The 23,180-nt window shown below is 75.9% G+C and carries 27 protein-coding genes; 13 read left to right on the top strand and 14 right to left on the bottom strand.

Annotated features, from left to right (window positions below):
* Positions 1-25 precede the first annotated feature (25 nt).
* Entirely contained in the window at positions 26-1,540 is a 1,515-nt protein-coding gene (locus KSE_RS30755; protein ID WP_014139279.1) for a hypothetical protein, read from the bottom strand.
* A 349-nt stretch (positions 1,541-1,889) separates the two neighbouring features.
* On the bottom strand, positions 1,890-2,921 hold the full coding sequence (locus tag KSE_RS30750; protein WP_014139278.1) for a helix-turn-helix transcriptional regulator: 1,032 nt from the start codon (positions 2,919-2,921) through the stop codon (positions 1,890-1,892).
* Between the two features lie 139 nt (positions 2,922-3,060).
* Between KSE_RS30750 and KSE_RS30745 the strand changes: the two genes are divergently transcribed.
* Positions 3,061-3,747: an alpha/beta fold hydrolase gene (locus KSE_RS30745; protein ID WP_014139277.1), complete on the top strand. Its 687-nt coding sequence runs from the start codon at positions 3,061-3,063 to the stop codon at positions 3,745-3,747.
* A gap of 19 nt (positions 3,748-3,766) precedes the next feature.
* Here the strand turns inward: KSE_RS30745 and paaE are convergent, their stop codons facing one another.
* The 6 genes from paaE to KSE_RS30715 all read right to left on the bottom strand — a co-directional run bounded on the left by paaE (position 3,767) and on the right by KSE_RS30715 (position 9,063).
* A complete protein-coding gene (gene paaE / locus KSE_RS30740) occupies positions 3,767-4,834 on the bottom strand; it encodes a 1,2-phenylacetyl-CoA epoxidase subunit PaaE (RefSeq protein WP_014139276.1) in 1,068 nt (355 codons plus the stop codon).
* Positions 4,834-5,328: a 1,2-phenylacetyl-CoA epoxidase subunit PaaD gene (paaD, locus tag KSE_RS30735; protein ID WP_014139275.1), complete on the bottom strand. Its 495-nt coding sequence runs from the start codon at positions 5,326-5,328 to the stop codon at positions 4,834-4,836. The genes paaE and paaD overlap by 1 nt, the downstream gene beginning before the upstream one ends.
* Positions 5,322-6,203, bottom strand: a complete 882-nt coding sequence (gene paaC, locus KSE_RS30730; RefSeq protein ID WP_014139274.1) for a 1,2-phenylacetyl-CoA epoxidase subunit PaaC — start codon at positions 6,201-6,203, stop codon at positions 5,322-5,324. The genes paaD and paaC overlap by 7 nt, the downstream gene beginning before the upstream one ends.
* 32 nt (positions 6,204-6,235) lie before the next feature.
* Positions 6,236-6,529, bottom strand: a complete 294-nt coding sequence (paaB, locus tag KSE_RS30725) for a 1,2-phenylacetyl-CoA epoxidase subunit PaaB (protein ID WP_033257582.1) — start codon at positions 6,527-6,529, stop codon at positions 6,236-6,238.
* Positions 6,526-7,563 carry a 1,2-phenylacetyl-CoA epoxidase subunit PaaA gene (paaA, locus tag KSE_RS30720; RefSeq protein WP_014139272.1) on the bottom strand — a complete coding sequence of 346 codons (1,038 nt, stop codon included), beginning with the start codon at positions 7,561-7,563 and terminating at the stop codon, positions 6,526-6,528. The genes paaB and paaA overlap by 4 nt, the downstream gene beginning before the upstream one ends.
* Before the next feature lie 129 nt (positions 7,564-7,692).
* Positions 7,693-9,063: a M20 family metallopeptidase gene (locus KSE_RS30715; protein WP_197540721.1), complete on the bottom strand. Its 1,371-nt coding sequence runs from the start codon at positions 9,061-9,063 to the stop codon at positions 7,693-7,695.
* A gap of 710 nt (positions 9,064-9,773) precedes the next feature.
* Between KSE_RS30715 and KSE_RS30705 the strand changes: the two genes are divergently transcribed.
* A complete protein-coding gene (locus KSE_RS30705) occupies positions 9,774-10,679 on the top strand; it encodes an ADP-ribosylglycohydrolase family protein (RefSeq protein WP_014139270.1) in 906 nt (301 codons plus the stop codon).
* A gap of 104 nt (positions 10,680-10,783) precedes the next feature.
* Here KSE_RS30705 and KSE_RS30700 read toward each other — a convergent pair whose 3' ends face one another.
* The 6 genes from KSE_RS30700 to KSE_RS30675 form a co-directional block, all read right to left on the bottom strand.
* Positions 10,784-11,050: a GlsB/YeaQ/YmgE family stress response membrane protein gene (locus tag KSE_RS30700; RefSeq protein WP_014139269.1), complete on the bottom strand. Its 267-nt coding sequence runs from the start codon at positions 11,048-11,050 to the stop codon at positions 10,784-10,786.
* 137 nt (positions 11,051-11,187) lie between these two features.
* Entirely contained in the window at positions 11,188-12,258 is a 1,071-nt protein-coding gene (locus KSE_RS30695; RefSeq protein WP_014139268.1) for a terpene synthase family protein, read from the bottom strand.
* Between the two features lie 243 nt (positions 12,259-12,501).
* A complete protein-coding gene (locus tag KSE_RS30690; RefSeq protein ID WP_014139267.1) occupies positions 12,502-12,831 on the bottom strand; it encodes a hypothetical protein in 330 nt (109 codons plus the stop codon).
* The gene (locus KSE_RS30685; RefSeq protein ID WP_014139266.1) at positions 12,828-13,385 is read right to left on the bottom strand and encodes an RNA polymerase sigma factor; all 558 of its coding nucleotides are present in this window, start codon (positions 13,383-13,385) and stop codon (positions 12,828-12,830) included. Before KSE_RS30685 ends, KSE_RS30690 begins: the two co-directional genes overlap by 4 nt.
* A gap of 241 nt (positions 13,386-13,626) precedes the next feature.
* A complete protein-coding gene (locus tag KSE_RS30680; RefSeq protein WP_148283180.1) occupies positions 13,627-14,100 on the bottom strand; it encodes a MarR family winged helix-turn-helix transcriptional regulator in 474 nt (157 codons plus the stop codon).
* Between the two features lie 187 nt (positions 14,101-14,287).
* Positions 14,288-14,656 carry a VOC family protein gene (locus tag KSE_RS30675; RefSeq protein WP_014139264.1) on the bottom strand — a complete coding sequence of 123 codons (369 nt, stop codon included), beginning with the start codon at positions 14,654-14,656 and terminating at the stop codon, positions 14,288-14,290.
* Positions 14,657-14,780: 124 nt separating this feature from the next.
* Here KSE_RS30675 and KSE_RS30670 point away from each other — a divergent pair, with 124 nt between their 5' ends.
* From KSE_RS30670 to KSE_RS30620, 11 genes are all read left to right on the top strand, one after another.
* A complete protein-coding gene (locus KSE_RS30670; protein ID WP_014139263.1) occupies positions 14,781-15,197 on the top strand; it encodes a DUF4440 domain-containing protein in 417 nt (138 codons plus the stop codon).
* An 85-nt stretch (positions 15,198-15,282) separates the two neighbouring features.
* A complete protein-coding gene (locus KSE_RS30665; RefSeq protein ID WP_014139262.1) occupies positions 15,283-16,020 on the top strand; it encodes a response regulator transcription factor in 738 nt (245 codons plus the stop codon).
* Positions 16,017-17,471 (top strand): sensor histidine kinase, encoded by a 1,455-nt coding sequence (locus tag KSE_RS30660; protein WP_014139261.1) that lies wholly within the window; start codon positions 16,017-16,019, stop codon positions 17,469-17,471. Before KSE_RS30665 ends, KSE_RS30660 begins: the two co-directional genes overlap by 4 nt.
* A gap of 149 nt (positions 17,472-17,620) precedes the next feature.
* Complete coding sequence (locus KSE_RS30655) at positions 17,621-18,001, top strand: hypothetical protein (protein WP_014139260.1); 381 nt, start codon at positions 17,621-17,623, stop codon at positions 17,999-18,001.
* Positions 17,998-18,210 (top strand): hypothetical protein, encoded by a 213-nt coding sequence (locus tag KSE_RS30650; RefSeq protein WP_014139259.1) that lies wholly within the window; start codon positions 17,998-18,000, stop codon positions 18,208-18,210. Before KSE_RS30655 ends, KSE_RS30650 begins: the two co-directional genes overlap by 4 nt.
* Positions 18,211-18,628: 418 nt before the next feature.
* On the top strand, positions 18,629-19,216 hold the full coding sequence (locus tag KSE_RS30645) for a cysteine dioxygenase (protein WP_014139258.1): 588 nt from the start codon (positions 18,629-18,631) through the stop codon (positions 19,214-19,216).
* Positions 19,216-19,608: a rhodanese-like domain-containing protein gene (locus tag KSE_RS30640; RefSeq protein ID WP_033257579.1), complete on the top strand. Its 393-nt coding sequence runs from the start codon at positions 19,216-19,218 to the stop codon at positions 19,606-19,608. Before KSE_RS30645 ends, KSE_RS30640 begins: the two co-directional genes overlap by 1 nt.
* A gap of 88 nt (positions 19,609-19,696) precedes the next feature.
* On the top strand, positions 19,697-20,788 hold the full coding sequence (locus KSE_RS30635; RefSeq protein WP_014139256.1) for an ABC transporter ATP-binding protein: 1,092 nt from the start codon (positions 19,697-19,699) through the stop codon (positions 20,786-20,788).
* The gene (locus tag KSE_RS30630; RefSeq protein ID WP_014139255.1) at positions 20,775-21,437 is read left to right on the top strand and encodes an ABC transporter permease; all 663 of its coding nucleotides are present in this window, start codon (positions 20,775-20,777) and stop codon (positions 21,435-21,437) included. The genes KSE_RS30635 and KSE_RS30630 overlap by 14 nt, the downstream gene beginning before the upstream one ends.
* On the top strand, positions 21,434-22,231 hold the full coding sequence (locus tag KSE_RS30625; RefSeq protein WP_014139254.1) for an ABC transporter permease: 798 nt from the start codon (positions 21,434-21,436) through the stop codon (positions 22,229-22,231). The genes KSE_RS30630 and KSE_RS30625 overlap by 4 nt, the downstream gene beginning before the upstream one ends.
* Positions 22,228-23,160 carry an ABC transporter substrate-binding protein gene (locus tag KSE_RS30620; protein WP_014139253.1) on the top strand — a complete coding sequence of 311 codons (933 nt, stop codon included), beginning with the start codon at positions 22,228-22,230 and terminating at the stop codon, positions 23,158-23,160. Before KSE_RS30625 ends, KSE_RS30620 begins: the two co-directional genes overlap by 4 nt.
* Positions 23,161-23,180 lie beyond the last annotated feature (20 nt).

Here is a 23,180-nt window from a genome sequence, read left to right as displayed (position 1 = left end):
AGCACGCCCGAACTCCCTTTCAGGTTCAGCCGATCCGCTCCAGGGACGTCCGGGCCGCCGCGCACAGTTCCTCGTCGAGGGCGATGGTCGCGCCGTGGCGCAGGCCGGCGGCGAGCAGGGCCCGCAGCGGGGGCGCGGCCGGGGCGGCGGGGGTGCCGATCTCGCCGAGCAGCCGGACCGCCCGCAGGGCGGGTTCGCCGTCCTGCGCCCGTGCCGGGCCGGGGAGTTGGCGGAGCAGCACGGGCAGGACGGGGGCCGGGTCGCCGGTGATCCGCCACCAGGCTTCGGCCGCGCCGATCCGGCTGAACTCGCCCGGAGCGTCGAGCAGTTGACGGACGGGTTCGGCGAATTCGGCGGCCAGTGGGCCGAGTTCGGCGAGGTAGCGGTGGACGGGGTGGCCGAGGCCGGCCCGGGCGGCGGTGCCGACGACCCGCAGGGCGAGGTCCGGGTCGCCGGTGGCCCGCCAGTGCGCCCGGGCGGCGGTCTGGGCGCCGTGCCAGCGGTGTTCGGTCGCGAGCCGGGCCAACTGCCTTGCGGCAGTCGCTGCTTGCGGGCCGATCTCGCCGAGCGCCTCGGCCGCCGCCCGGGCGGTCAGGCCGGGGGCGCCCAGCAGTGCGGTGAGTTCCGGGACGGCGGCCGCGGCGGCCGGGCCCCAGCCGCGGGCCACCCGCAGCGCCTCGTCCAGCCCTGGCACCTCGTCCGGCCGGTGGTGCTCCGCCCGCTCCAGGACGGGGCGCACGGTGGGGAGCAACTCCGGTGCCCAGTCCGGCGGGAGTGCGTCGGAGCGCATCCAGTACGCGTCGATCGCGTCCCGGTAGTGCGGCAGCGCGCGCCGGTCGCCGAGCCGGACCAGCGCCAGCAGGGCGCCCTGCCGGAGCCACGACCCGCGCTCCCCGTCCTCCAGCAGGCGGGCCAGTTCGTCGGCGTACGGGGCGGCGGCCCGGCCGCTGCCGGCCAGGACCGTGCGGCACTCGTACCGGTCCCGCCGGGCGTCGAGCAGCACCCGCCAGTGCGCCTCGGCGGGGTGGCGCCGGAGCCGCAGCTGCTCCAGGGCCACCCCGACCGCGGCGTCCTGCCGAGCGGTCGCCACGGTGACGAACCGGGCCGCCTCGCGGGGTCGGTCGCGCAGCGCGCGGCCGAACGGGCCGGCCGGCGGGTGGGGCTTCGCCTCCCAGGTGCCGGGCAGCTCGGCCAGTCGCGCGGCCGACTCGCCGAGCCCCTCGACGTCCTCGTCCGGGCCCGGGAGTTCCAGCAGAGCCAGCACGGCGGCCAGCCGGACCCGCGGCCGGGGATCGTCCAGCCAGGGGCGCAGCCAGGCGGCGGCCGACTCCCCCGGGCCCTGCGCGCCGACGGCGGCGAGCAGCAGGGCCAGGGTCTCCGGCGCGGGTTCGACCGCGGCCCGGGCCTTCAGCGCGGCGGTGGCCGCCGGCTGCCCGGGCCGGGTGGCGGCGAGCAGGCGGGCGGCCTGGCTCCGGGTCGCGGGCCGTTCGTCGTCGAGCAGGGCGGCGGTCCGCCGCCACTCGGCGGCGTACGGCCGCATGCCGGGGGCGTCGCCGGTCGGGTGGTCGCGGCGGAGCAGGGCGGCCCGGTCGGCCAGGGCCGCCAGCAGCGCCCCGGCGCGGGGCGGTGGCGGTGTCCAGCAGCCGGAACAACGCCGTTACCAGCCAGTCCAGTTCGGGCGCGCGGCCGCAGAGCGGGATCGGCCGCCAGGCCCGCTCTCCCTCCCAGCCCCGGCCGGCGGCGAGTTCGCCGACCCAGGCCGCGAGTTCGGCGCGCGACCGCGCCTGCGGCTCCGGCTGCGGCTGCGGCTCCGGCTGCGGCTCCGGCTGCTTCTGCGGCTCCGGCTGCTTCTGCGTCATGACCGCGAGCGTAGCCCGCCGACCTGCGGCTCAGCCCGGCGCGTCGGGCGGCGCCACGGCGGCAGCGGCGGCGGCAGTGGCGAAGCGGTTCGCCAGGTCGGCGACGGCCGACCGGAGTTCGGGGCCTTCCAGGATCCGGAACGGGAACGGGACGGCCGCCAGCCACTCGCCGGCGTACATCGCGGGGTTGCGGGTGCTGCCCTCCAGGACGCAGCGCTCGCCGTCCGCCCGGAGCCGTCCCATGGTCGGGCCGACCCAGGGCGCGACCCGCTCGACGGGTGCGTCGAACAGCACCCGGGTGCGGAACGCCCAGCCGCTGCCGAGGTGTTGTTCCAGGACGGCGACCGGGTCGAGGTCCTCCGGCATGGTGAACGGCGTCGTGCCGTAGGCGGCGGCGCGGACCCGGTCGATCCGGTAGGTGCGGACGGCGTCGGCCCGGTGCGAGTGGCAGAGCAGGTACCAGCGGGCCCGGCGCACCACGACCGCCCACGGGTCGACCTCCGCCTGCCACTCTCCGCCGCCGTCACCACCCCCACCTGCGCCTCCGCCTCCGCCTCCGCCTCCGCCGGGCCGGTAGGTGATCACCGCGCGGCGGCGCGCCGCGATCGCCTCCACCAGGGTGCTGGCGACCGCCGGGTCGGGGTGCGCGGGGTAGGGGTCGGGCGCGGCGGCGGCGTGCGCGCGCAGGGCCGCCGCCTGCCGTCCGATCGCCTCGGGCAGGGCCCGGACGACCTTGCCGAGCGCGGATCCGACCAGGTCGTCCGGGTCGGTCGCGGCGGGGCGGCCGTCCAGCACCGCCATCACCAGGCCGAGCGCCTCCTCCTGGGTGAAGGAGACCGGTGCCAGCCGGGCGCCCCGTCCCAGCCGGTAGCCGCCGTACGGCCCCCGCTCGGAGTCGACCGGCACTCCGGCCTCCCGGAGGATCGCCACGTACCGCCGCGCCGCCCGGTCGGTGACCCCGAGCCGCTCGGCCAGCTGCTCCGAGGTGGTCCCGGGCCGGTCCCGCAGGATCTCCAACGCCCGCAGCGCCCGCGCGGTGGGGCTGCTTCCTGTACTCGCCACAGCGGCCAGCCTAGGGCCCGTCCCCGCAGCCCCGGCGCGGCCCGGCAACCCGCTCCGCATTCAGGAAGCCGATCGTCCGGAACCGCTCCTAGCATGGGCACTGACCTGCTCGAACGGATGAAGAGAAGGGGTCCTCACCATGGACGTCCTGTTGATCGGCGGCCTCTGGCTGGACGGCACCGCCTGGGACGCCGTCGTCCCCGCCCTGGCCGGGCGCGGCCACCGCCCGGTGCCGCTGACCCTGCCGGGGCAGGGCGACGGCCGGTCCGAGGCGGTGCTGGCGGAGCAGCTCGCGGCGGTGCTGGCGGCGGTCGACGCGGCGGACGGGCGGCCGCTGGTGGTGGCGCACTCGGCGGCGTGCTCGCTGGGGTGGATGGCGGTGGACGCCCGGCCGGCCGGGGTGGCGGGGCTGGTGCTGGTGGACGGCTTCCCGGAGGCGGACGGGAACCCGTACGCGGGCCACTTCCCGGTGCGCGACGGCGTGGTGCCGTTCCCGGGCTGGGAGCCCTTCGCGGGGGCGACCGGCGCGGACCTGGACGCGGCGTGGCGGGCCCGGATCGAGGCGGCGGCGGTGCCGGTCCCGGCGGGCGTCGCGCTGGCGCCGGTCCGGCTGGCGGACGAGCGGCGGTTCGGGGTGCCGGTGACGATGCTGTGCGCCGAGGCCCCGGTGGCGGAGGTCCGGGGGTGGATCGCGGGGGGCGCGGCGCCGGAGGTGTCCCGGATGGAGCGGATCGAGTTCGTCGACCTGGACTCCGGGCACTGGCCGATGTTCACCCGTCCCGTCGAGCTCGCCGCCCTGATCGACGCGGCGGCCGCCCGGAGTTGAACCCCGCCGTCGGGAGCCGCTACCGGTCGTAGTCGACGGTGACCCGGTCGGAGACCGGCCTGGCCTGGCAGGTGAGGACGTAGCCGGCCGCCAACTCGGCCTCCTCCAGGGCGAAGTTGCGCCGCATCTCGACCTTGCCGTCGCACACCAGGGCCCGGCAGGTGCCGCAGACGCCGCCCTTGCAGGCGAACGGCAGGTCGGGGCGGGCGCGTTGGGCGCCGTCCAGGATGGAGCGGTCGCGGGGCAGCGCGAGGGTGCTGGCCCGGCCGTCGAGGACGAGGGTGACCTCGCTGGCGGCGGCGTCGGGCCCGGGTTCGGGGTGGCGCTCCTCGGGGCGCTCGTCGTCGGCGTGGAACAGTTCCTGGTGCACCCGCCCGGCGGGGACGCCGAGTTCGGCGAGCAGCCGCTTCGTCCCGACGACCATCCCGTACGGGCCGCAGAGCCACCAGTGGTCGACGGCGGGGGCGTCGACCAGGGCGCCGAGCAGCGCGGCGACCCGGTCGGGGTCGAGCCGGCCGCTGAGGAGTTCGGCGTCGCGGCCCTCCCGGGAGAGCACGTGGACGAGCTGGAAGCGTTCCAGGTAGCGGTCCTTGAGGTCGGCGAGCTCGTCGGCGAACATCACGGTGTCGCTGCGCCGGTTGCCGTACAGCAGGGTGACCCTGGAGGCGGGGTGGCCGGCCAGGACGGAGGCGGCGATGGAGAGCATCGGGGTGATGCCGGAGCCGGCCGCGACCAGCACGTGTTCGCCGGGTTCGGCCGGGTCGGCGGCGAACGCGCCTGCGGGGGGCAGGACTTCGACGCTCTCGCCGGTCTTCGCCTCGCTGACCAGCCAGTGCGAGAACAGTCCGCCGGGCACCTCGCGGACGGCGATCCGCAGCGGGCCGCCGACCGGGGAGCAGAGCGAGTAGGAGCGGCGCTCGTCGGCGCCGTCGACGATCCGGCGCAGGGTGAGGCTCTGGCCGGGGCGGAAGGCGAACTCGTCGGCCAGGTCGGCGGGGACGTCGAAGGTGACGGCGACGGCGTCCTCGCAGAGCCGTTCCAGGGCGCCGATCGGCAGCGGGTGGAACCGCGGGCGGTGGACGGCCATCAGATCTCCTTGATCCGGTCGAAGGGTTCGCGGCAACTGCGGCACCGCCACAGCGACTTGCAGGCGGTGGAGCCGAACCGGGAGAGCTCCTCGGTGTCCTGGGAGCCGCACTGCGGGCAGGCGGCCACCAGCCGCCTGGTCGGGCCGAGTCGCAGCAGCCCGCCGGGAGCGGGCGGGGCGATGCCGGCCGCGGCGAGCTTGCGGCGGCCCTCGGCGCTGATCCGGTCGCTGGACCACGGCGGGTCGATCCGCAGCCGCACCTCGACCTCGTCGAACCCGGCGCCGCGCAGCCGGCGGGCCACGTCGGCGGCCATCTCGGCGATCGCCGGGCAGCCGGAGTAGGTCGGGGTCAGCCAGGCGGTGACCGTGCCGTCCGCCTCCCCGACCTCGACGCCGGCCAGCACGCCGAGGTCCGCCAGGGTGAGCATGGGCAGTTCGGGGTCGGGCACGGCGGCGGCGACCTCCCGGGCCCGCTCCAGCCGGGTGCTCACCACGTCGCCCCCGGGTGGGCCCGGGCCAGCACCTGCAGTTCGGCGAGCAGCGGGCCCATCGCCTCGGTGTGCACGCCGTGCCGTCCGGCCCGCCCGTTCACGTACGCCCGGCCGGGCAGGTCGGGGACGGGCAGCGTGGCCTCCGCCAACACGGCTGCCAGCGCGGCGCGTACGGGTTCGCGCAGCTCGGACGGGTCGACGCCGAGCCGGAGTTCGACCTCGTGCGGGGTGAACAGCTCGTCCAGCCAGGGCCAGAGGGCGTCCAGCGCGTCGCGGGTCCGCCGGTGCGACTCCTCGGTGCCGTCGCCGAGCCGGACCGTCCAGGAGCCCGCGTACTCCCGGTGGTACGCCAACTCCTTGGCGCCGAGCGCCGCGACGGCCGACAGCACCGGGTCGGGGTGGTCGGCCAGCCGCCGGTACAGCACCTCGCGGGCGGTGGCGAACAGCAGCAGCCGGACCACGCACTGCGCGAAGTCGCCGTTCTCCAGTTCGGTCAGCCGCACGTTGCGGTACGCGGACTCCTCGCGCCAGTAGGCGAGTTGGTCCTCGTCGCGGCCGCTGCCGTCGAGCTGGCCGGCCCGGGTGAGCAGTCGGCGGGCCTGGCCGAGCAGGTCGAGGCCGAGGTTGGCGAGCGCCACCTCCTCCTCCAACTCCGGTGCCCGGGTGACCCACTGGATCAGCCGCTGGGAGAGCACCAGCGCGTCGTCACCCAGCATCAGGCAGTACGCGGCGAGGTCGGCCGGGTCGATCCCGGCCGGCGGCGCGGCGTCCACGCCGAGCAGCGGATCGGTGAACCCCGTGCCGTACGCCCAGCGGGCCTCGCCGGCCGGCTCCTGACCGGCCTCGGCCAGCGAGAGGTACACGTGGTCGTCGCTCATGTCGCCTTCCCTGCTCGGTTCCTGACCTGGCGTCAGATGTGCGGGACGTCCTCGGGGATCGGGTAGAACGTCGGGTGCCGGTAGACCTTGTCGCCGCTCGGCGCGAAGAACGGGTCCTGCTCGTCCGGGCTGGACGCGGTGATCGCGTCCGAGCGGACCACCCACAGGCTCACCCCCTCGTTGCGCCGGGTGTACAGGTCGCGCGCCGCGAGCAGCGCCATCCGGTCGTCCGCCGCGTGCAGCGATCCCACGTGCACGTGGTTCAGCCCGCGCCGGGGCCGCACGAACACCTCGTACAGCGGCCAGGAGGCCCGCTCCCCGCTCATCCCGAACTCCCTTCCCACTCAGCCTGCTTGACCTGACCGGCCTTGTCCGCCCGCTCGGCCCGCTCGGCCCGCTCGGCCCGCTCGGCCCGCTCGGCCTGCTTGGCGGCGTGGGCGGTGGCCGCCGCGCGCACCCAGGCGCCGTCCTCGTGGGCGGCCCGGCGGCGGGCGACGCGCTGGGCGTTGCACGGGCCGTTGCCCTTGATCACCTGCTGGAGCTCCGACCAGTCGGGCTCGCCGAAGTCCCAGCCGCCGCGCTCCTCGTTCCAGGCGAGCGCCGGGTCGGGCAGCGTCACGCCGAGGTGCCGCGCCTGCGGGACGGTCATGTCGACGAAGCGCTGCCGCAGTTCGTCGTTGCTGTGCCGCTTGATCCGCCAGGCCATCGAGCGCTCGCTGTTCGGCGAGGCGCCGTCCGGCGGGCCGAACATCATCAGCGAGGGCCACCACCAGCGGTCCACCGCGTCCTGCACCATGGCGCGTTGGGCGTCCGTCCCGGCCATCATGGTCATCAGCAGTTCGTAGCCCTGCCGCTGGTGGAAGGACTCCTCCTTGCAGATCCGCACCATCGCCCGGGCGTACGGCCCGTAGCTGCACCGGCAGAGCGGCACCTGGTTGCAGATCGCGGCGCCGTCCACCAGCCAGCCGATCACGCCGACGTCGGCGAAGGTCAGCGTCGGGTAGTTGAAGATCGAGGAGTACTTCTGCCGGCCGTCGATCAGCTTCTCGGTCAGCTCGGCCCGGTCGACCCCGAGGGTCTCCGCCGCCGCGTACAGGTACAGCCCGTGCCCGGCCTCGTCCTGCGCCTTGGCCAGCAGGATCGCCTTGCGCCGCAGCGAGGGCGCCCGAGTCAGCCAGTTGCCCTCCGGCTGCATGCCGATGATCTCCGAGTGGGCGTGCTGGGCGATCTGCCGCACCAACGTCGCCCGGTACGCCTCCGGCATCCAGTCCCGGGGCTCCACTCGCGCGTCAGCGGCGATCACCGCCTCGAACTGCGCCTCCACGACCCACCTCCCGACTGACCGTTCGGTCGGTTCCATTCTGTACACAGCGGCAGCACCGTGACAAGCAAGGCGGCGGAACGGAGAGCGGCCGAACGGCGGCCGGGGCCCGGAAACGCGGCGGGGGCCGGAAGCGACGGAACGCTTCCGGCCCCCGGGAGGGCGGCCTCAGCGGTCGCGCAGCCTCGGCAGCGGGACGGCCAGCAGCGCGGCCAGCAGCGCGATGCGGGGGCCCAGCTGGTCGACCCGGAGGTGCTCGTGGCGGGCGTGCGGGCCGGCGCCGACCGCGCCGAGGCCGTCCAGGGTGGGCAGGCCGCGGGCGCCGGCCAGGTTGGTGTCCCCGGCCCCGCCGGCGGGTGCGCCGTCGAGGTGCTGGCCGAGAGCGGCGGCGAGCGAGCGAACGTGGCGCAGCAGCGGGTTGCCGGTGCGCTCGGGCCAGGCGGGGCGGCTGGAGAGGACCTCGGTGCGGACGTCCGCGCCCGGCCGGTTCGCGGTCAGGTGGGCGAGGTTGTCGAGGGTGCGGCGCTGGGCCTCGGTGGTGGCGAAGCGCAGTCCGAGTTCGGCTTCGGCGTGTCCGGCGACGACGTTGGCGCGGGTGCCGCCGTCGATGCGTCCGGTGTTGAGTTCGGTGCCGGGTTGGCGGGTGAGGCCGCGGACGGTGATCAGCTGGTCGACGAGTTCGTCGATCGCGGAGACGCCGTCGACGGCGTCGTTGCCGGCGTGGGCCTCGCGTCCGGTGACGGTGAGCCGGATCCGGGTGGAGCCGCGGCGGGCGGTCTTGAGCCGGCCGTCGGGGTGCCCGGGTTCGAGGCCGAGGACGGCGGCGGCGCCGCGCAGGTGCCGTTCGACCAGGCTGCGGCCGTCGGGGCTGCCGATCTCCTCGTCCGAGACGATCACCATCCGGACCGGCCGGTGCGGCCGCTGCCCGAGGTCGGCGAGGAGCGCGAACGCGCCTTCGAGCAGGGCGAGTCCGCCCTTCATGTCGAGGATGCCGGGGCCGGTCAGGCGCCCGTCGCGCTCCTCGATCGGCCAGTCGGCGAGGGTCCCGACCGGCCAGACGGTGTCGTGGTGGCCGACCACCAGCAGGTGCGGGAGGTCCTCCTGCTGTCCCGGCCAGTCGAGGACGAGGTGGTCCCCGTGGTCGCACCGCCGGCGGACGGCGGTGGCGCCGGTCGCCGCGTAGCCGGCGGCGAGTTCCTCGGCGAGGGCGTCGAGCCGGGCCGCGTCGCCGGACGGGGACTCGATCCCGGCGAGGTCGGCGCAGCGCTTGCGGACGGCCGCGGCGAGGGTCCGGGCCCGCGTGGTGAGGGTGCGCGGGAGGCCGGGCAGGGCGGCGGTGGCGGTCGTCGCGGTCGCGGCGGTCGCGGCGGTCGTGTTCACGGCCGTTGCGGCGCCGGGCGGTTCGGTGTCGGCCGCGCGCTCGGCGCGGTCCGCGGCGGGCGGGGTGGCCGCCGCGGTGGCCGTCGCGATGACTGCCGGGGTGACTGCCGGGGTGACTGCCGGGGCGGGCGCCCCGGCCGGGTGCGGATCCGGGGCCACGGTATGGGGACTCACCGTTCACCCCCGGCGGGTCGGGCGGTTCGGGCGGTTCTCGCGGTTCTGGTGGTTCGGTGGGCGCTCGACGGTATCGGCGGGGTGAGCGGCCGGGGGGTCCTGCGCGGCGTCGGGCTGGGTCGCTGCGTACGGTGCGACCTCGGGCTGGGCAACACTGCGTCCTCCTCGCTCGGTCCGCGGCTCCGGCTCGGCCCGGGGCCCGGGGACGTCGGTCTCCGCTCCTCGGCGCGGACGGGCACCGTGGCAGGGGACCGATGAGCGAGCCTAGAAGATCGGTTCGCCTCCCTGCGAGGTGGCCTGCCGCTCAGCGCGCCGCGACGGGCCGGGGGGCGCGTGCCCGGCGGACGGCGTCCGTCGGGGCGCGTGCGCGGGCCCGGACCTGGCACGGCGAGCGGGACGCGATCTTCCGAGTGCGTCCTGCCCCCACCTTGGACCCCCGGGGGCGCTTCGGCAGCACGAACCGCCCACGATCGAGCGAACCCCGTCACATCGGGTGTCCGCGCATCAGCCTTTGGTACCAGTCGGATGGCCCCGGGCGCCGACGGGATGACTCCGGGTAGCGACCGCCGTCGCTCACCGCCGCGGGTCGCCGCCGACCGCCACCGGCCGCCGCGGGCCGGGGAATCCGTCGGCGGGCGGCCGATCCGGAACGGGACAATCCTCCCCACCAGCCCCGATCCCCCCTGGAGTGCCCGGTGTCCGCCGTCCGTCCCGTCCCGCCGCCCGCCCTCGACAGCCTCCGCGGGCTGGCCCTGGGCGACGCGTTCGGTGACCGCTGGTTCCACCCGCCGGTCGACCAGGACCCGGCGGAGGTCGCGGCCCGGACCGTCCGCCCGGCGCCCTGGCCCTGGACGGACGACACCGCGATGGCGATCGTCCTGGTCCGGCACCTGCGGGGTCGCGGCGAGGTCGAACCGGCCGCGCTGGCCCGGGAGTTCGCGGCCGAGTACACGGCGTTCCCGGACCGGAAGTACGGGCCGTCGATGCACCGGGTGCTGCGGGCCGTGCAGGACGGGGCGGACCACCTGGCGGTGACGTCGGCGCTGTTCGGCGGGCAGGGGTCGCACGGCAACGGGGCGGCGATGCGGGTCGCCCCGCTCGGCGCCTGGTTCGCGGACGACCTGGCGGCCGTCGCCGAGCAGGCCGGACGCTCCGCCCGGGCCACCCACGCGCACCCGGAGGCGGCGGCGGGCGCGGTGGCGGTGGCGCTGGCCGCCGCGCTGGCCGTCCGCTCGCGGGGTGCGGCCGCGCCCGGCCGGGCCGCGTTCCTGACCGGGGTCGCCGACCTGCTGCCGGAGAGCGACGTCCGCTCGGGGCTGCGGATCGCGGCCCGCTTCCCGGCCGGGATGAGCGTGCGGCACGCCGCGACGGTGCTCGGCTCCGGCTTCCGGGTCTCGGCGCAGGACACCGTCCCGTTCGCGCTCTGGTCCGCCGCCGGGCACCTCGACGACCCGGTCGAGGCGCTCTGGCAGACCCTGGCCGGCTGGGGCGACCTGGACACCACCTGCGCGATCGCGGGCGGCGTGGTCGCGGCCCGCACCGGCCTCGGCACCGCCCCGGCGGCCTGGCTGGAGGCGCAGGAGCCCCTGCCGCCGCTCTGAACGCGCGGGTGCCCCCGGCCTCGCCCGCCCGCCTCGCGAACGAGCGGGTGGGCGGGCGGCCGGGGGCACCCGGTCAACGGCGCGGTCAGCCAAGCGACTTGCGGTCAGTCGCGCGACCTGCCGAAGACCAGTCGGTAGGCGATGAGCAGGACGAGTGCGCCGGCGATCGCGGAGATCCAGGTCGGCAGGTCGAAGAAGTGCACGTTCACCGACTTGTGCAGGATCTTCGAGGACAGCCACCCGCCGAGGAACGAGCCGGCGATGCCGATCAGGGTGGTGACGATCAGGCCGCCCGGGTCCTTCCCGGGCAGCAGGAGCTTGGCGACGGCTCCGGCGAGGAGCCCGAGGATGATCCAGCTGAAGATTCCCATGGCGTTCTCCTGCCCGGCGTTCCGGCGGGCAACCCCGTGCGCCCGTCCACCCCGGAGGACGCCCGCCCCGACCCGCCCGGTTCCGGCCGCCCGCCGCCCGCGCGAACCGCCCGCCGCCCGCCTGAACGGACCCGCTGTCAGCCGCCCCGGGGCGGCGGCACCGCCTCGGGGCGGTAGCGGACGCTGCTCGCCGTCCAGTGCAGCAGGGCGTGCGCGAAACGGACCAGCGCCCGGACGTAGCAGCGCACCTGGGGCGGCCAGTGCGAGCCGCGGGCGACGCCGTCGGCCAGGAACTCGAACGTGTCGAGCTCGGCCGCGCAGAGCGCGGCGACCTTCGCGGCGGCGGCGCCCCGGGGCAGCCGCTCGTGCACCTCCAGTGCGCTCAGCAGGTTGTTCCCGTGGCCGACGGCGGCCTCCACCCGGTACGAGCAGAGGTCGTTGGCCCAGCCGACCAGGTGGTCCAGCCGGGCCCGCAGGTCGACCAGTTGGGGGTGGTCGTGGAACAGCGCGGACAGGTCGAGCCGGTGCGCCAGCTCGACCGCCCCGGCGGCGCAGCGGACGGCGCCGTCCTGGTCCCGGTGCGAGAGGTACTGCGGGACGGTCGGCGTGGTGCCGTGCAGCCGCCGGAAGTCCAGCGAACTCTCCAGGTAGCTGCGGAAGTCGGCGGTCTGCCGGGCCCGCCAGGCCGGTCCGGCGAGTGCGATGCTGTCCTGCCACAGGGTGCGGAAGGCCCTGGCCAGCGCGGTCCTCGGCGCGGTCGCGACCGCGCCGGGGGCGAGTTCCGGGGCCAGCAGCGCGGCCAACTCGCGTACCGTGCGGTCCGGTTCGTCGGACGGGTCGTCGAGCCACTGCCGGTCGAAGTGGTCGTCCAGGATCCAACCGAGCAGCAGCCACTGCACGCCGGCCCGCAGCGCCGGTCCGAGCGGCACGTCGCCCCAGCAGCGCGACGCCAGCTCCAAGTGCTCCTGCTCCAGCAGCCGTTCGATCCCGTCCCGGTCCAACAGCCCGGTACCGGCGAGCCAGTTCGCGGCCTCGTCGCGCAGCGCCCCGGCGTGCGGGTGCGGCTCCGGCACGGGGATCCGCCCGATCAGCGCGTCCAACACCCCGCCGGAAACGGCCGAAACGGTCGAGCCGGTCGAGCCGGTCGAAAGGGGGTGCGGAAGCTGCGGGGCCTCGACCTGGAGGCGGTACGCGGGGGCTGGGCTCATGGCGGGTCCTCCGGCCGCTCGGCTGCCTCCGCCGGGCGCACTCCGGCCACCCGGCGGGACGGGGGCCGCCCGTCAACCCGAGTCTGCTGGACCACCCGCCCAGGACGACGCAGAACCGTCGGCCGTTCCCCCACCCGGCGGATCAGCCCGCTCATCCGACAATCCGCCCGCCGGCCCCCGGCGTTGCCCCGCCACCGCGCCGCGCACCACCCCCGTCGGCGCGCGGCCGGCGGCGTCCGGCGGTCAGCCCTCCTTCGGCCGGGGCGCCACCCGGCAGACGCCGTCCCGGCAGTCGCGTCGCAGGCGGCCCCGGGAGAGCGTCTGCAGCAGGCCGATCGTCCAGCACATCGGGCAGCCGCGGAGCGCGAACAGGCCGACGGGGACGAGCAGGAGCGCGAACGGGCCGAGGACCGGCACGAGGCCGAGCCCGGCGGCGATCGCACCGAAACCGGCGGCGCCGCGGAGCAGGTGGCGCGCGAGGGTGGCACTGGCGAAGTCGGCGCGCCCGCCGACCGTACGTCCGCCGACCGTACGCCCACCGTCCGCGCGCCCGCCGACCGCGCGGGCGCTCACCGCCGTTCCTCCGGGTCGCCGCCGAGTTCGGCCCGGACGGCGGTCCGGGCCCGGTGCAGCCGGGACTTCATGGCGGCGGTGCTGAGTCCGAGCGCGTCGGCGACGGCGCGGCCGCCGAGGCCCTGGAGGTCGCGCATGATCAGCACGCGGCGCTGGTCGGCGGGGAGCGCGGCGATCGCGGCGGTGACCCGCCGGACGTCGAGCCGCCGCAGGGCCTCCTCCTCGGCGGAGGCGGCCGGCCCGCCGGGGGCCTCGTCCGATGCGGTGTCGGCGGCCGGACGGAGCGTGCGGGCCCGGCGCAGGCACTCGTTGCGGACGATCCGGAACAGCCAGGAGGCGAGCGCGCCGGTCGCCCGCAGCATGCCGATCCGCCGGTAGAGGATGATCAGCGCCTCCTGGGCGGCGTCCTCCGCGTCCTCGGGGCTGGCGCACAGCGAGTGCGCGAAGCGGCGGACGTTCGGGTGCGCGCCCTCGACCAGGACGGTCAGCGAGTCCCGGTCGCCGCCGCGCGCCGCGGCGATCACCTCCTCGGCGGGCCAGCGGGTCTCAACCACGGCTCCCCCGCTTCCGCTTGAGCACCAGCACGCAGGTGCAGAGCAGCACCGCGCCCGCACCGACCAGAACCGCGACCGTCATGGCGTCCTCCGGGTTGTCCGTGCCGTCCGGTGTCCGTGACCGTCGGCGTCGTACCCATGAGAGGACCGGGCCGCCGGAAAGGATTCACCCCGGCCCACCGGACGGCTGCCGGACGGCCCGGGGAGGCGGCGGTCGCGACCGCCGCCTCCCCGGGCGTGCTCACGCCCCGCGCACCACCGGGCCCGCCTTCCCCAGCAGGGCCAGCAGCGCCGAACGGTCGGCGGCCGACAGCGGGCTGAAGATCTCGGCGGCGAAGGCGTCCCTGGCCTCCTCGATCCGCCGCATCAGGGCCTGGCCCCGGGTGCTGACGGTGACCAGGGTGACCCGGCGGTCGGCCGGGTCGGTGGTCCGGTCGACCAGTCCGCGCTTCTCCAGTCCCTCGACCAGCGAGGTCATCGTCCGCGGCGCCACACCGTGCAGTTGGGCGAGCGTCACCATCCGCTGCGGGCCGCCGCGCTCGTGCAGTTCGGCGAGCAGGCCGGCCTGCGAGAACGGCACCTTGTGCGCGGCGAAGATCTCACCCGTCCGTTCGAGCAGTGGCCCGACCAGGCCGGTCACCGCCTTCAACAGCGCGCGCAGTGCTGGCTGTTCCGCGCTGTCGTTCGTCTCCCACGTCCCCATGTGTTCCCCCACGATTCCGAATCCCTGCCCCACGATGGGCAGGTGAACACGCTGAGATCATAGATAGTGACAGTACGTGGTCAAATGCGGGCACGGAAAAGCCGCCAACACCCCACCCCCCGACGGAACTTCGGCCACCCTACGACGGCCCGCCCACCATCCGCGTCCGAAACCCGCGCCCGGGGCCCGGGTCCGGGGCTCAGAGCCCGCGCTCGCCCTTGCTGCGCTCCACGCAGAACTCGTTGCCCTCGATGTCTGCGAGCACCACCCAGCCCGTGCCGTCCGGCCGCCGCTGGTCGGCGACCCGCGTCGCGCCCAGCGCCAGCAGCCGCTCGACCTCCTCGTCCCGGGTCCGGTCCTCGGGCTGGAGGTCGAAGTGGATCCGGTTCTTGCGCTCCTTGCCCTCCGGGACGGTCACGAACAGCAGGCCCGCCGCCTCGATCAGCGCCTGCGGGTCGCCGGGGAAGTCCTCCTCGTGCAGCGGCTGGCCGAGCACCTCCGACCAGAACGAGGCGAGGCGGTACGGGTCGAGGCTGTCGATGGTCACATGGCGGATCACAGAAGTCATGCCGGGGATTCTCGACCGCCGGGGCGGGCACCGGCAACCGGGTTCCCGCCGTTCCGCCGCAGGTCTCCCGCAGGTCTCCCGCAGGCCTCCCGCTCGGCGGGTGTGCAATGTTACTGTGCGGGCCATGTCTGCGAGCGACCCCACGGCCAAGGCCGAACTCGACCGGATCACCGCCGAGTTCTACGCCGCGTTCGACAACCGGCACGGCGGCCCGGCCGACGTCGGGCGGCTGCGACGGCTGATGCTGCCCGGCGGGATCATCGTGGCCACCGGCCCCTCGTACACCGCGTACACCGTCGAGGAGTTCGTCGCCCCGCGCGAACTCCTGCTGTCCGACGGGAGGTTGACCGACTTCCACGAGTGGGAGGTCGACGAGCGCACCGACATCGCCGGCCGGGTCGCCTCCCGGACCGGCGGCTACCGCAAGTCCGGTGTGCTCGACGGCGAGCCCTACGAGGGCGGCGGCACCAAGACCTTCCAGTTCGCCCACACCCCGGACGGCTGGCGCATCACCGCCTTCTCCTGGCACGACGAACCGTAAAGCCCCCGCCCCCGCCGCCCCGCGGCGGCCGGCCCCGTGCGACAGTCGTGGCCGCGGGAACGCGGGCTGAGCGGAGGTGCGGCGGATGGCCGGGCGGGTGCTGGTGGTGGACGACGACGCGGCGATCCGGCGGAGCCTGGAGCGCGGGCTGCGGCTGAGCGGCTTCCGGGTGGAGGTCGCGGCGGACGGCGCGCAGGCGCTGTCCCGGCTGGCCGGGGACGCCCCGGACCCGCCGGACGTGCTGGTGCTGGACGTCGGGATGCCGGGCCTCTCCGGGACGGACGTCTGCCGGACGCTGCGGGCCCGGGCGGACGACACCCCGGTGCTGATGCTCTCCGCGCTGGACGAACTCGCCGACCGGGTCGCCGGGTTGCAAGCGGGCGCGGACGACTACCTGGTGAAGCCGTTCGCACTGGAGGAGTTGGTGCTGCGGCTGCACGCGCTGCTGCGCCGCCGCCCGCCGCAGCCCACCGACCTGATCCGGGTCGGGCCGCTGCGGATCCACCCGGAGACCCGACAGGCTTTCTGGGAGGAGGACGAACTCCGGCTGACCAGGCGCGAGTTCGAACTGCTCGCCCAACTCGCCCGGAACGCCGGACTGGTGCTCTCCCGGGAGGTGCTGCTGGACCGGGTCTGGGGCTACGACTTCGAGGTGCGCAGCGACGCCGTGGACACCTTCGTCTCCTACCTGCGGCGGAAGTTGGAGGCCGGCGGCCGCCCCCGGACGGTGCACACGGTGCGCGGCGTGGGGTTCGTGCTGCGCGCGCCGAACACCGACAGCACGCCGGGCGGGGCAGGCGGCGAGGGCGGGCCGGGCCGGTGAAGCTGTCGACCCGGATCGCGATCGGGGCTGCGGTGCTGGTGCCGCTGCTGGTGGCGGCGGCGGGGCTGTTGCTGCTGCCGCTGGTCGACGCGGACCTGCACCGGCGCCAGGACGCCCAGTTGAACAACCGCGCGGCCGCCGTCCTGCCCAACGCCCGGGCGCTGCTGGCGGCCGACAGCCGGGGGCGCCCGAAGGCCGAGCAGAACCAGCAGCGCAAGCTGATGGACGCGGCGCTGGACGCGGGCATCCGGCTGACCGCCGCGGACGGCACGGTGCTGCTGACGGCGGGCTCGCAGCCGGACGATCCGGGGCTGCTGCCGGACGCGCCGGGCGGGAAGGCCGTCACGGTCGCCCAGGACGGCGCGTCCTGGCGGGTGCTGACCGTCCGGGTGAACAGCGGGAGCACCGCCGGGACGCTCTGGGTGCTGGCCCCGGCCGGGGAGCCGGCCGAGGAGCTGCGGGCGGTGCGGCGGCGGGTGCTGCTGGTGGCGCTGGTCGCGGCACCGCTTTCGGGGCTGGTCGCCTTCGGGCTGGCCGAGCGGGCCACCCTGCCGCTGCGCCGGCTGGGCCGCCGGGCGGCGGCGCTCGACCCCCGGACGGGGCACGCCGCGTTCGCGCACGCCCGGACGGGCACCGCCGAGGTGGACGAACTCTCGGGCGCGATCGCGCTGTTGCTGTCCCGCTACGACGAGCAGGCGGCCCGGACGGCGCAGGCGCTGGACACCGCGCGGTCGTTCTCCTCGGCGGCCTCGCACGAGTTGCGCACCCCGCTGATGAGCCTGCGCACCAACCTGGACGTGCTGGCCGCCCACCCCGGCCTGCCGGCGGACGAACGCGCCGAGGTGGTGGCCGAGTTGCAGCAGGACCACGCCCGGATGCTGGACCTGCTGAGCGCGCTGTCCGCGCTGGCCCGGGGCGACCTGGTGGAGGTCTCGGCGTTCGGCCCGGTCGACCTGGCGGAGCTGGTGGACGGCGCCGTCGCCGAGGCCGCCCGCCACCACCCGGACACCGTCTTCCGCACCGAACTTCCGATCGAGGCACGGGTGTTCGGCTGGGACGCGGGCCTGCGCATCCTGCTCGCCAACCTGCTGGGCAACGCGGCCGTGCACGGCCGGGTCGCCGACCGCCCGGCCGAGGTGGCGGTCCGGCTGCGGGTCGAGGGCACCACCGCCCGCCTCACCGTGGACGACACCGGCCCGGGCGTCCCGCCCGCCGAGCGGGCCGCGGTCTTCCACCGCTTCCACCGGCGTCCGGACAGTCCGGGCTCCGGCCTCGGGCTGACCCTGGTCGCCCAACAGGCCGCCCTGCACCGGGGATCCGCCCTGCTCACCGACCGCCCGGACGGCCCGGGCTGCCGCCTGGAGATCCGGCTGCCGCTGCTCCGGCTCGACGCGCCGACCGTGCAACTCCCCTCCCTCCGCGACTGGTTGAGCGAGGACCGGCGCCCCTGAAGCCACTGCGGCCCGGCTGGCGCGGGTGGACCGCGTCCGGGCGGGCCGCTCGGTGTTCCACAGGGTTTCCACAAGAAGGCTCCCTACTGTCGTGCCCGGCCGGGGGATCCCGGCCGGAGTCCGAGGGAATTCGAGCGAAGGGGACACCCATGCGCATCAACCGTGCGGCGGCGGCCGTCGGGGTGTTGGCGTTGGCGGGCGCGTTGCTGGCCGCGGGGCCCGCGCAGGCGGCCGGCGCGCCGAAGGGAGACGGGGCGAAGGCGGTGTGCAAGCGGCTGCCGAAGACGCAGGAGCGGGTCGACAAGGCGCTGGCGCGGCTGAACGGCGACGCCGGCGTGGTGGGCTCGGTGGCGCGGCTGCAGCAGCGGGTGGACAACGCCCACAAGGCGGGGCACGCCGAGATCGAGAAGTACCTGAACGACCGGCTGACCTTCCGCCGGAGCCTGCTGCCGACGTTGCAGACCCGCAAGGCGGACCTCGGCCAGGTGGCCGACTGGTGCGCGAAGAACGCCCCGGCGGCCGCGAAGTGAGCCGTCGGCCCGCGGCCCGGGCGGCGCTCGCCGCGGTGGCGCTGGCCGCCGTCGCCCTGCTGGCGGCGTGCGGCCCGACCCCGGGCGGCCCGTCCGGTGGCGGCGGCGCCCCGGACGACGCGCAGGTGCAGCAGCAGCGGCAGAAGGTGGACGCGGCGGACAGCGCCGCCGCGCAGGCCGACGACAACGCCACCCAGGACGACCAGTGACCCGGTGAGCATCCCGAGAACCCCCGACGGCCCGCGCCCTCCCCGGAGCGCGGGCCGTCGGCGCGTCCGGGATCCGGGACCGTGGAGTCCACGATGCGGCCATCCGCGTGGCGGAACTTGACGGGCCGCCGTCGGGTCGTGAACCATCGGCGGCATGAACTCCGGCACCTTCCTGGTCTGCCGCCTGCACGTCGATCTGCGACGCCAGGCGAGCGACATGTGTGCCTGCTGTTGTTGACGCTCTCCGCGTAGCCTCCGCGCCCGCCCTGTGACGCCCCCAGGGTCCGGCGCACCCCGTCAGCCGCCCCGAGCAGTCCCTTTCCCGCCGTCCGCGCGCTCCGTCCGCCGTACCGTGCCGTGCCCCGCGCACCCGCACCCGCGGCGGCGGCCGCGCCCCCGGCGCACCCCGGAGGACCCCATGAGCATCGACCTCGCCCCCGAGCGCAGCGGCAGCACCACCGTCGAGCGCGGCAGCAGCGGCAGCGCCGGCGCCGGCACCGCCGTCGAGCGCGGCCCCGCCGCGTACGCGGCTCCCGGCGGTACCGCCCGCCCGCCGCTCTCGCCGAACGCGCTGCGCCGGATCGTCCGCGACCTGGCCGAGCGGCCGGAGCGCTGGCTGCACCGGGTGCGGCTGTCCGCGGAGAACCGCTGGTACGAGCGGTTGGAGCTGGCGGAGGACTACGAGGTGTGGGTGATCAGTTGGCTGCCGGGGCAGTCGACCGGGTTCCACGACCACGGGGGTTCGCGCGGCGCCTTCACGGTGGCGCTGGGAGAGTTGGAGGAGCTGGCGCTGGCGGGTCCGGAGCACGGGTTGACGGTGCGCCGGCTGTCGGCGGGCAGTGAGCGGGCGTTCGGCCCGCAGTACCTGCACGACGTGCGCAACACGGCGCAGGGGCCGGCGGTGACGCTGCACGCGTACTCGCCGCCGCTGAGCGAGATGTCGCACTACGAACTGCGGGTCGGCGGCCTGGTGAAGACCTCCACGGAAGGGGCGGAGCAGTGGTGATGACGGTGGACCAGTTGCTGGCGAAGGCGCGGGTGGGCCTGGACCGGCCGGATCCGGTCCGGGCCCGGGCCGAGGTGGCCGAGGGCGCGCGGCTGGTGGACATCCGGCCGGCGGCGCAGCGGGCGCGCGAGGGGGAGATCCCGGGGGCGCTGCTGATCGAGCGGAACGTGCTGGAGTGGCGGCTGGACCCGACCGGCAGCCACCGGATCCCGGAGGCGGTGGACCACGGGGTGCGCTGGATCGTGGTCTGCTCGGAGGGGTACGCGTCCTCGCTGGCGGCGGCGTCGCTGCGGGAGTTGGGGCTGTACCGGGCGACCGACCTGGACGGCGGTTTCGTGGCGTGGGCGGCGGCCGGGCTGCCCACGCGTTCGGTGGATCAAGGTTTGCGGTGAGGAAGCGGCGGGAAGCCGGACAGACGATGCGCCCATCCATTCATTCGATATCCAGGCCGGCTCAGGCCGGCCCCCCGAGGACCTCCCGGTGATCAGATTCGAGGGCGCCGCCAAGCGCCACCCCGACGGCACGGTCGCCGTCCGCGGCCTGGACCTGGAGGTGCCCGCCGGGAAGACCACCGTGCTGGTGGGGCCGTCCGGCTGCGGAAAGACCACCATCCTGCGGATGGTCAACCGGATGGTGGTACCGACCGCCGGCCGGGTCCTGCTGGACGGCACGGACGTCGCGGGCCTGCCCGCGGCCCGACTGCGGCGCGGCATCGGGTACGTGATCCAGCAGGCGGGCCTGTTCCCGCACCGCCGGGTGATCGACAACGTGGCGACGGTGCCCCGACTGCTCGGCTGGGACCGCAAGCGGGCCCGGGCCCGGGCCGCCGAACTGCTGGAGCTGGTCGGCCTGCCGCCGGAGACGGCCCGCCGCTACCCGGCGCAGCTCTCCGGCGGCCAGCAGCAACGGGTCGGCGTGGCACGGGCGTTGGCGGCCGACCCGCCGGTCCTGCTGATGGACGAGCCGTTCAGCGCGGTCGACCCGCTGGTCCGTTCCGGCCTTCAGGAGGAACTGCTCCGGTTGCAGGCCGAGTTGGGCAAGACCGTGCTGTTCGTGACGCACGACATCGAGGAGGCGATCCGGCTCGGCGACCGGGTGGTGGTGCTCCGCGAGCACGGCGAGATCGCCCAACTCTCGGATCCGCACACCCTGTTGACCGCCCCGGCGGACGCCGGCGTGGCCGCCTTCCTGGGCCGCGACCGCGGCCTGCGCGGCCTGGGCCTGCGCGGCGCCGCCGCCGTTCCACTGACCCCGCTCCAACCCTCGTACGACGGGTGGGAGTTGCTGCTCGACCAGGACGGCCGGCCGGAGCACTGGGCGCGCGGCACCGAACGGCACCCGGCCCCGGCCTTCGCCCCGGCCCGGGACTCACTGCGCGCGGCGCTGGACGCGGCCCTGCTCGCCGCGCCCGGCCACGCCGTCGCGGTGGACGCCGACGGGCGGGCGGTCGGCACCGCGAGCCGCGCCGCCGTCGTCGAGGCCCTGGCCACCACCCCGGCCCCGACCCCGGCCACCGGTACAGCCACGGCCCCGGCCGACGCCCCCGAGCGGGTGCCGCATGCTGGACGGTGAGCCGCTGGTCCGCTGGCGCTGGCTCGGCGACCACCTCGGCTACCTGGCCGACCTGACGGCGGACCACGCGGTGATCGCACTGGTCCCGGTGCTGCTCGGGCTGCTGCTGGCGGTGCCGCTCGGTCTGGCCTGCGCGCGCTTCCCGCGGCTGTACCAGCCGCTGGCGGCGGTGTTCAACGTGGTGTACGCGCTGCCCTCGCTGGCGGTGTTCGTGGTGCTGATCCCGTACACCGGGCTGGCCACCCGGGAGACCGTGATGGTGCCGCTGACCTGCTACGCGCTGGCGGTGCTGCTGCCGACCGCGGTCGACGGGCTGCGGGCGGTGCCGGAGCCGGTGCGGCAGGCGGCCGCCGCGATGGGGTACGGGCCGTGGCGGCGGCTGGCGGCGGTCGAGTTGCCGGCGTCGGTGCCGTACCTGATCGGCGGGCTGCGGGTCGCCGCGGTGTCGTCGATCTCGCTGGCGGCGGTCGGCGCGCTGGTCGGCCGGGGCGGGCTGGGCTACCTGTTCGTGGACGGCTTCCAGCGGACCTTCCCGACCCCGATCCTGGCCGGGATCGCGCTGGTGGCGCTGCTGGCGCTGGCCACCGACCTGCTGTTGGTGGCGGCCCGCCGGGTGCTGGCGCCGTGGGCCCGGGGGGTGGCGCGGTGAACTGGCTGGGCTGGCTGCACGACTTCTTCGCCGATCCGGCGCACCACTCGGGCCCGGACTCGATCGCCCACCGGGTGCTGGAGCACCTGGCGTTCTCCGCCGAGGCGCTCGGCCTGGCCGCACTGGTGGCGCTGCCGCTGGGGCTGCTGATCGGCTACTCGGGGCGCGGCCTGTTCGTGGTGACGGCGCTGGCCGGGGTGGCCCGGGCGCTGCCGACGCTGGGCCTGGTCACGCTGGCGGTGCTGCTGGTGGGCGTCGGTGACGCGGCGGTGCTGCTGCCGCTGACCGCGCTGGCCGCGCCGCCGATGCTGGTGGCGGCTGCCGAGGGGGTCCGCGGCACCGTCCCGGACGTCCGGGACGCGGCCCGCGGCATCGGCCTGACCCATCCGCAGACGCTGCTGCGGGTGTGCGTGCCAGCGGCCGCGCCGACCCTGCTGGCGGGGGTCCGGACGGCGGCGGTGCAGGTGATCGCGACCGCGACGGTCGCCGCCTACGTGGGCCTCGGCGGCCTGGGCCGGTACGTGATCGACGGGCTGGCCACCCGGAACTTCCCGACCACGGTCGGCGGCGCCCTGCTGGTGGTGCTGCTGGCGGTGGCGGTCCAACTGCTGTTCGCCCTGCTCATCCGGCTCGCGTCGCCGCCCGGCAGCCGCACCGGCACGGGCGCCGGAACCGGCCGGCGCCGGAACCGCGACGCGACCCCCGAACCACCCGCAGCACCCGAACCCACCGCAGAACCCGCAGTACTTGACGATCCCGCGGGCTCCCCCGCACTCGCAAAGGAATCCACATGACGACCCGTCCGGTCAGAATCGCCCTCGCCGCCCTGCTGCTGACGGGCGCGGCGGCCTGCTCCTCCTCCGGCGGCGGCGACCCGCTGGCCGCGAAGTCCTCCGCCCCGGCGGCGTCCGGCTCCTCGGGGGCGGCCGCGTCCGGGAAGACCGTGGTGGTCGGTTCGGCGAACTTCCCGGAGAACGTGCTGCTCGCCTCGATCTACGCGCAGGCCCTGAAGGCGAAGGGCGTGAAGGTCGAGGAGAAGTTCAACATCGGCAGCCGGGAGGTGCTGTACGGGCAGGTGCAGTCCGGCGCGCTGACCGTGCTGCCGGAGTACAACGGCGCGCTGCTGGGCTACCTGGACGCGAAGTCCACCGCGACCGGCAAGGACGCGGTGAACACCGAGCTGAAGGCGAAGCTGCCGGCCGGGCTGGCGATCCTGGACTCGTCGGCGGCCGAGGACAAGGACTCGCTGACGGTCACCCAGGAGACCGCCGACAAGCTGGGCGTGAAGTCGATAGCCGACCTGGCGGGCAAGGCCCAGGACCTGGTGGTGGGCGGCCCGCCGGAGTTCAAGTCGCGCCGCGAGCAGCAGTTCAAGGACGTCTACGGGCTGACCTTCAAGGAGTGGAAGCCGACCGGTGAGACCACCGCGAACGCGCTGAAGGACGGCGGGATCCAGGTCGGCAACGTGTTCACCACCGACCCGAAGATCGTCCAGCTGAAGCTGGTCTCGCTGGCCGACCCGAAGAACGTGTTCAGCTCGCAGAACGTCACCCCGCTGGTGAACACCGCCGGGCTGGACGCCACCGGGACGGCGGCGCTGAACGCGGTCTCGGCGAAGCTGGACACCGCCGGGCTGACCGCGCTGATGAAGCGCGTCGCGGTGGACAAGGAGGACCCGGCGGCGGTCGCCAAGGACTGGCTGAAGAGCAGCGGCCTGAGCTGACCCGTACGCCCCGAGTGCCG

The sequence above is a fragment of the Kitasatospora setae KM-6054 genome, from assembly GCF_000269985.1.
Taxonomy (GTDB): domain Bacteria; phylum Actinomycetota; class Actinomycetes; order Streptomycetales; family Streptomycetaceae; genus Kitasatospora; species Kitasatospora setae.
The sequence above is the reverse complement of the archived record's forward strand: the minus strand, read 5'-3'. Positions and strand labels throughout refer to the sequence as shown.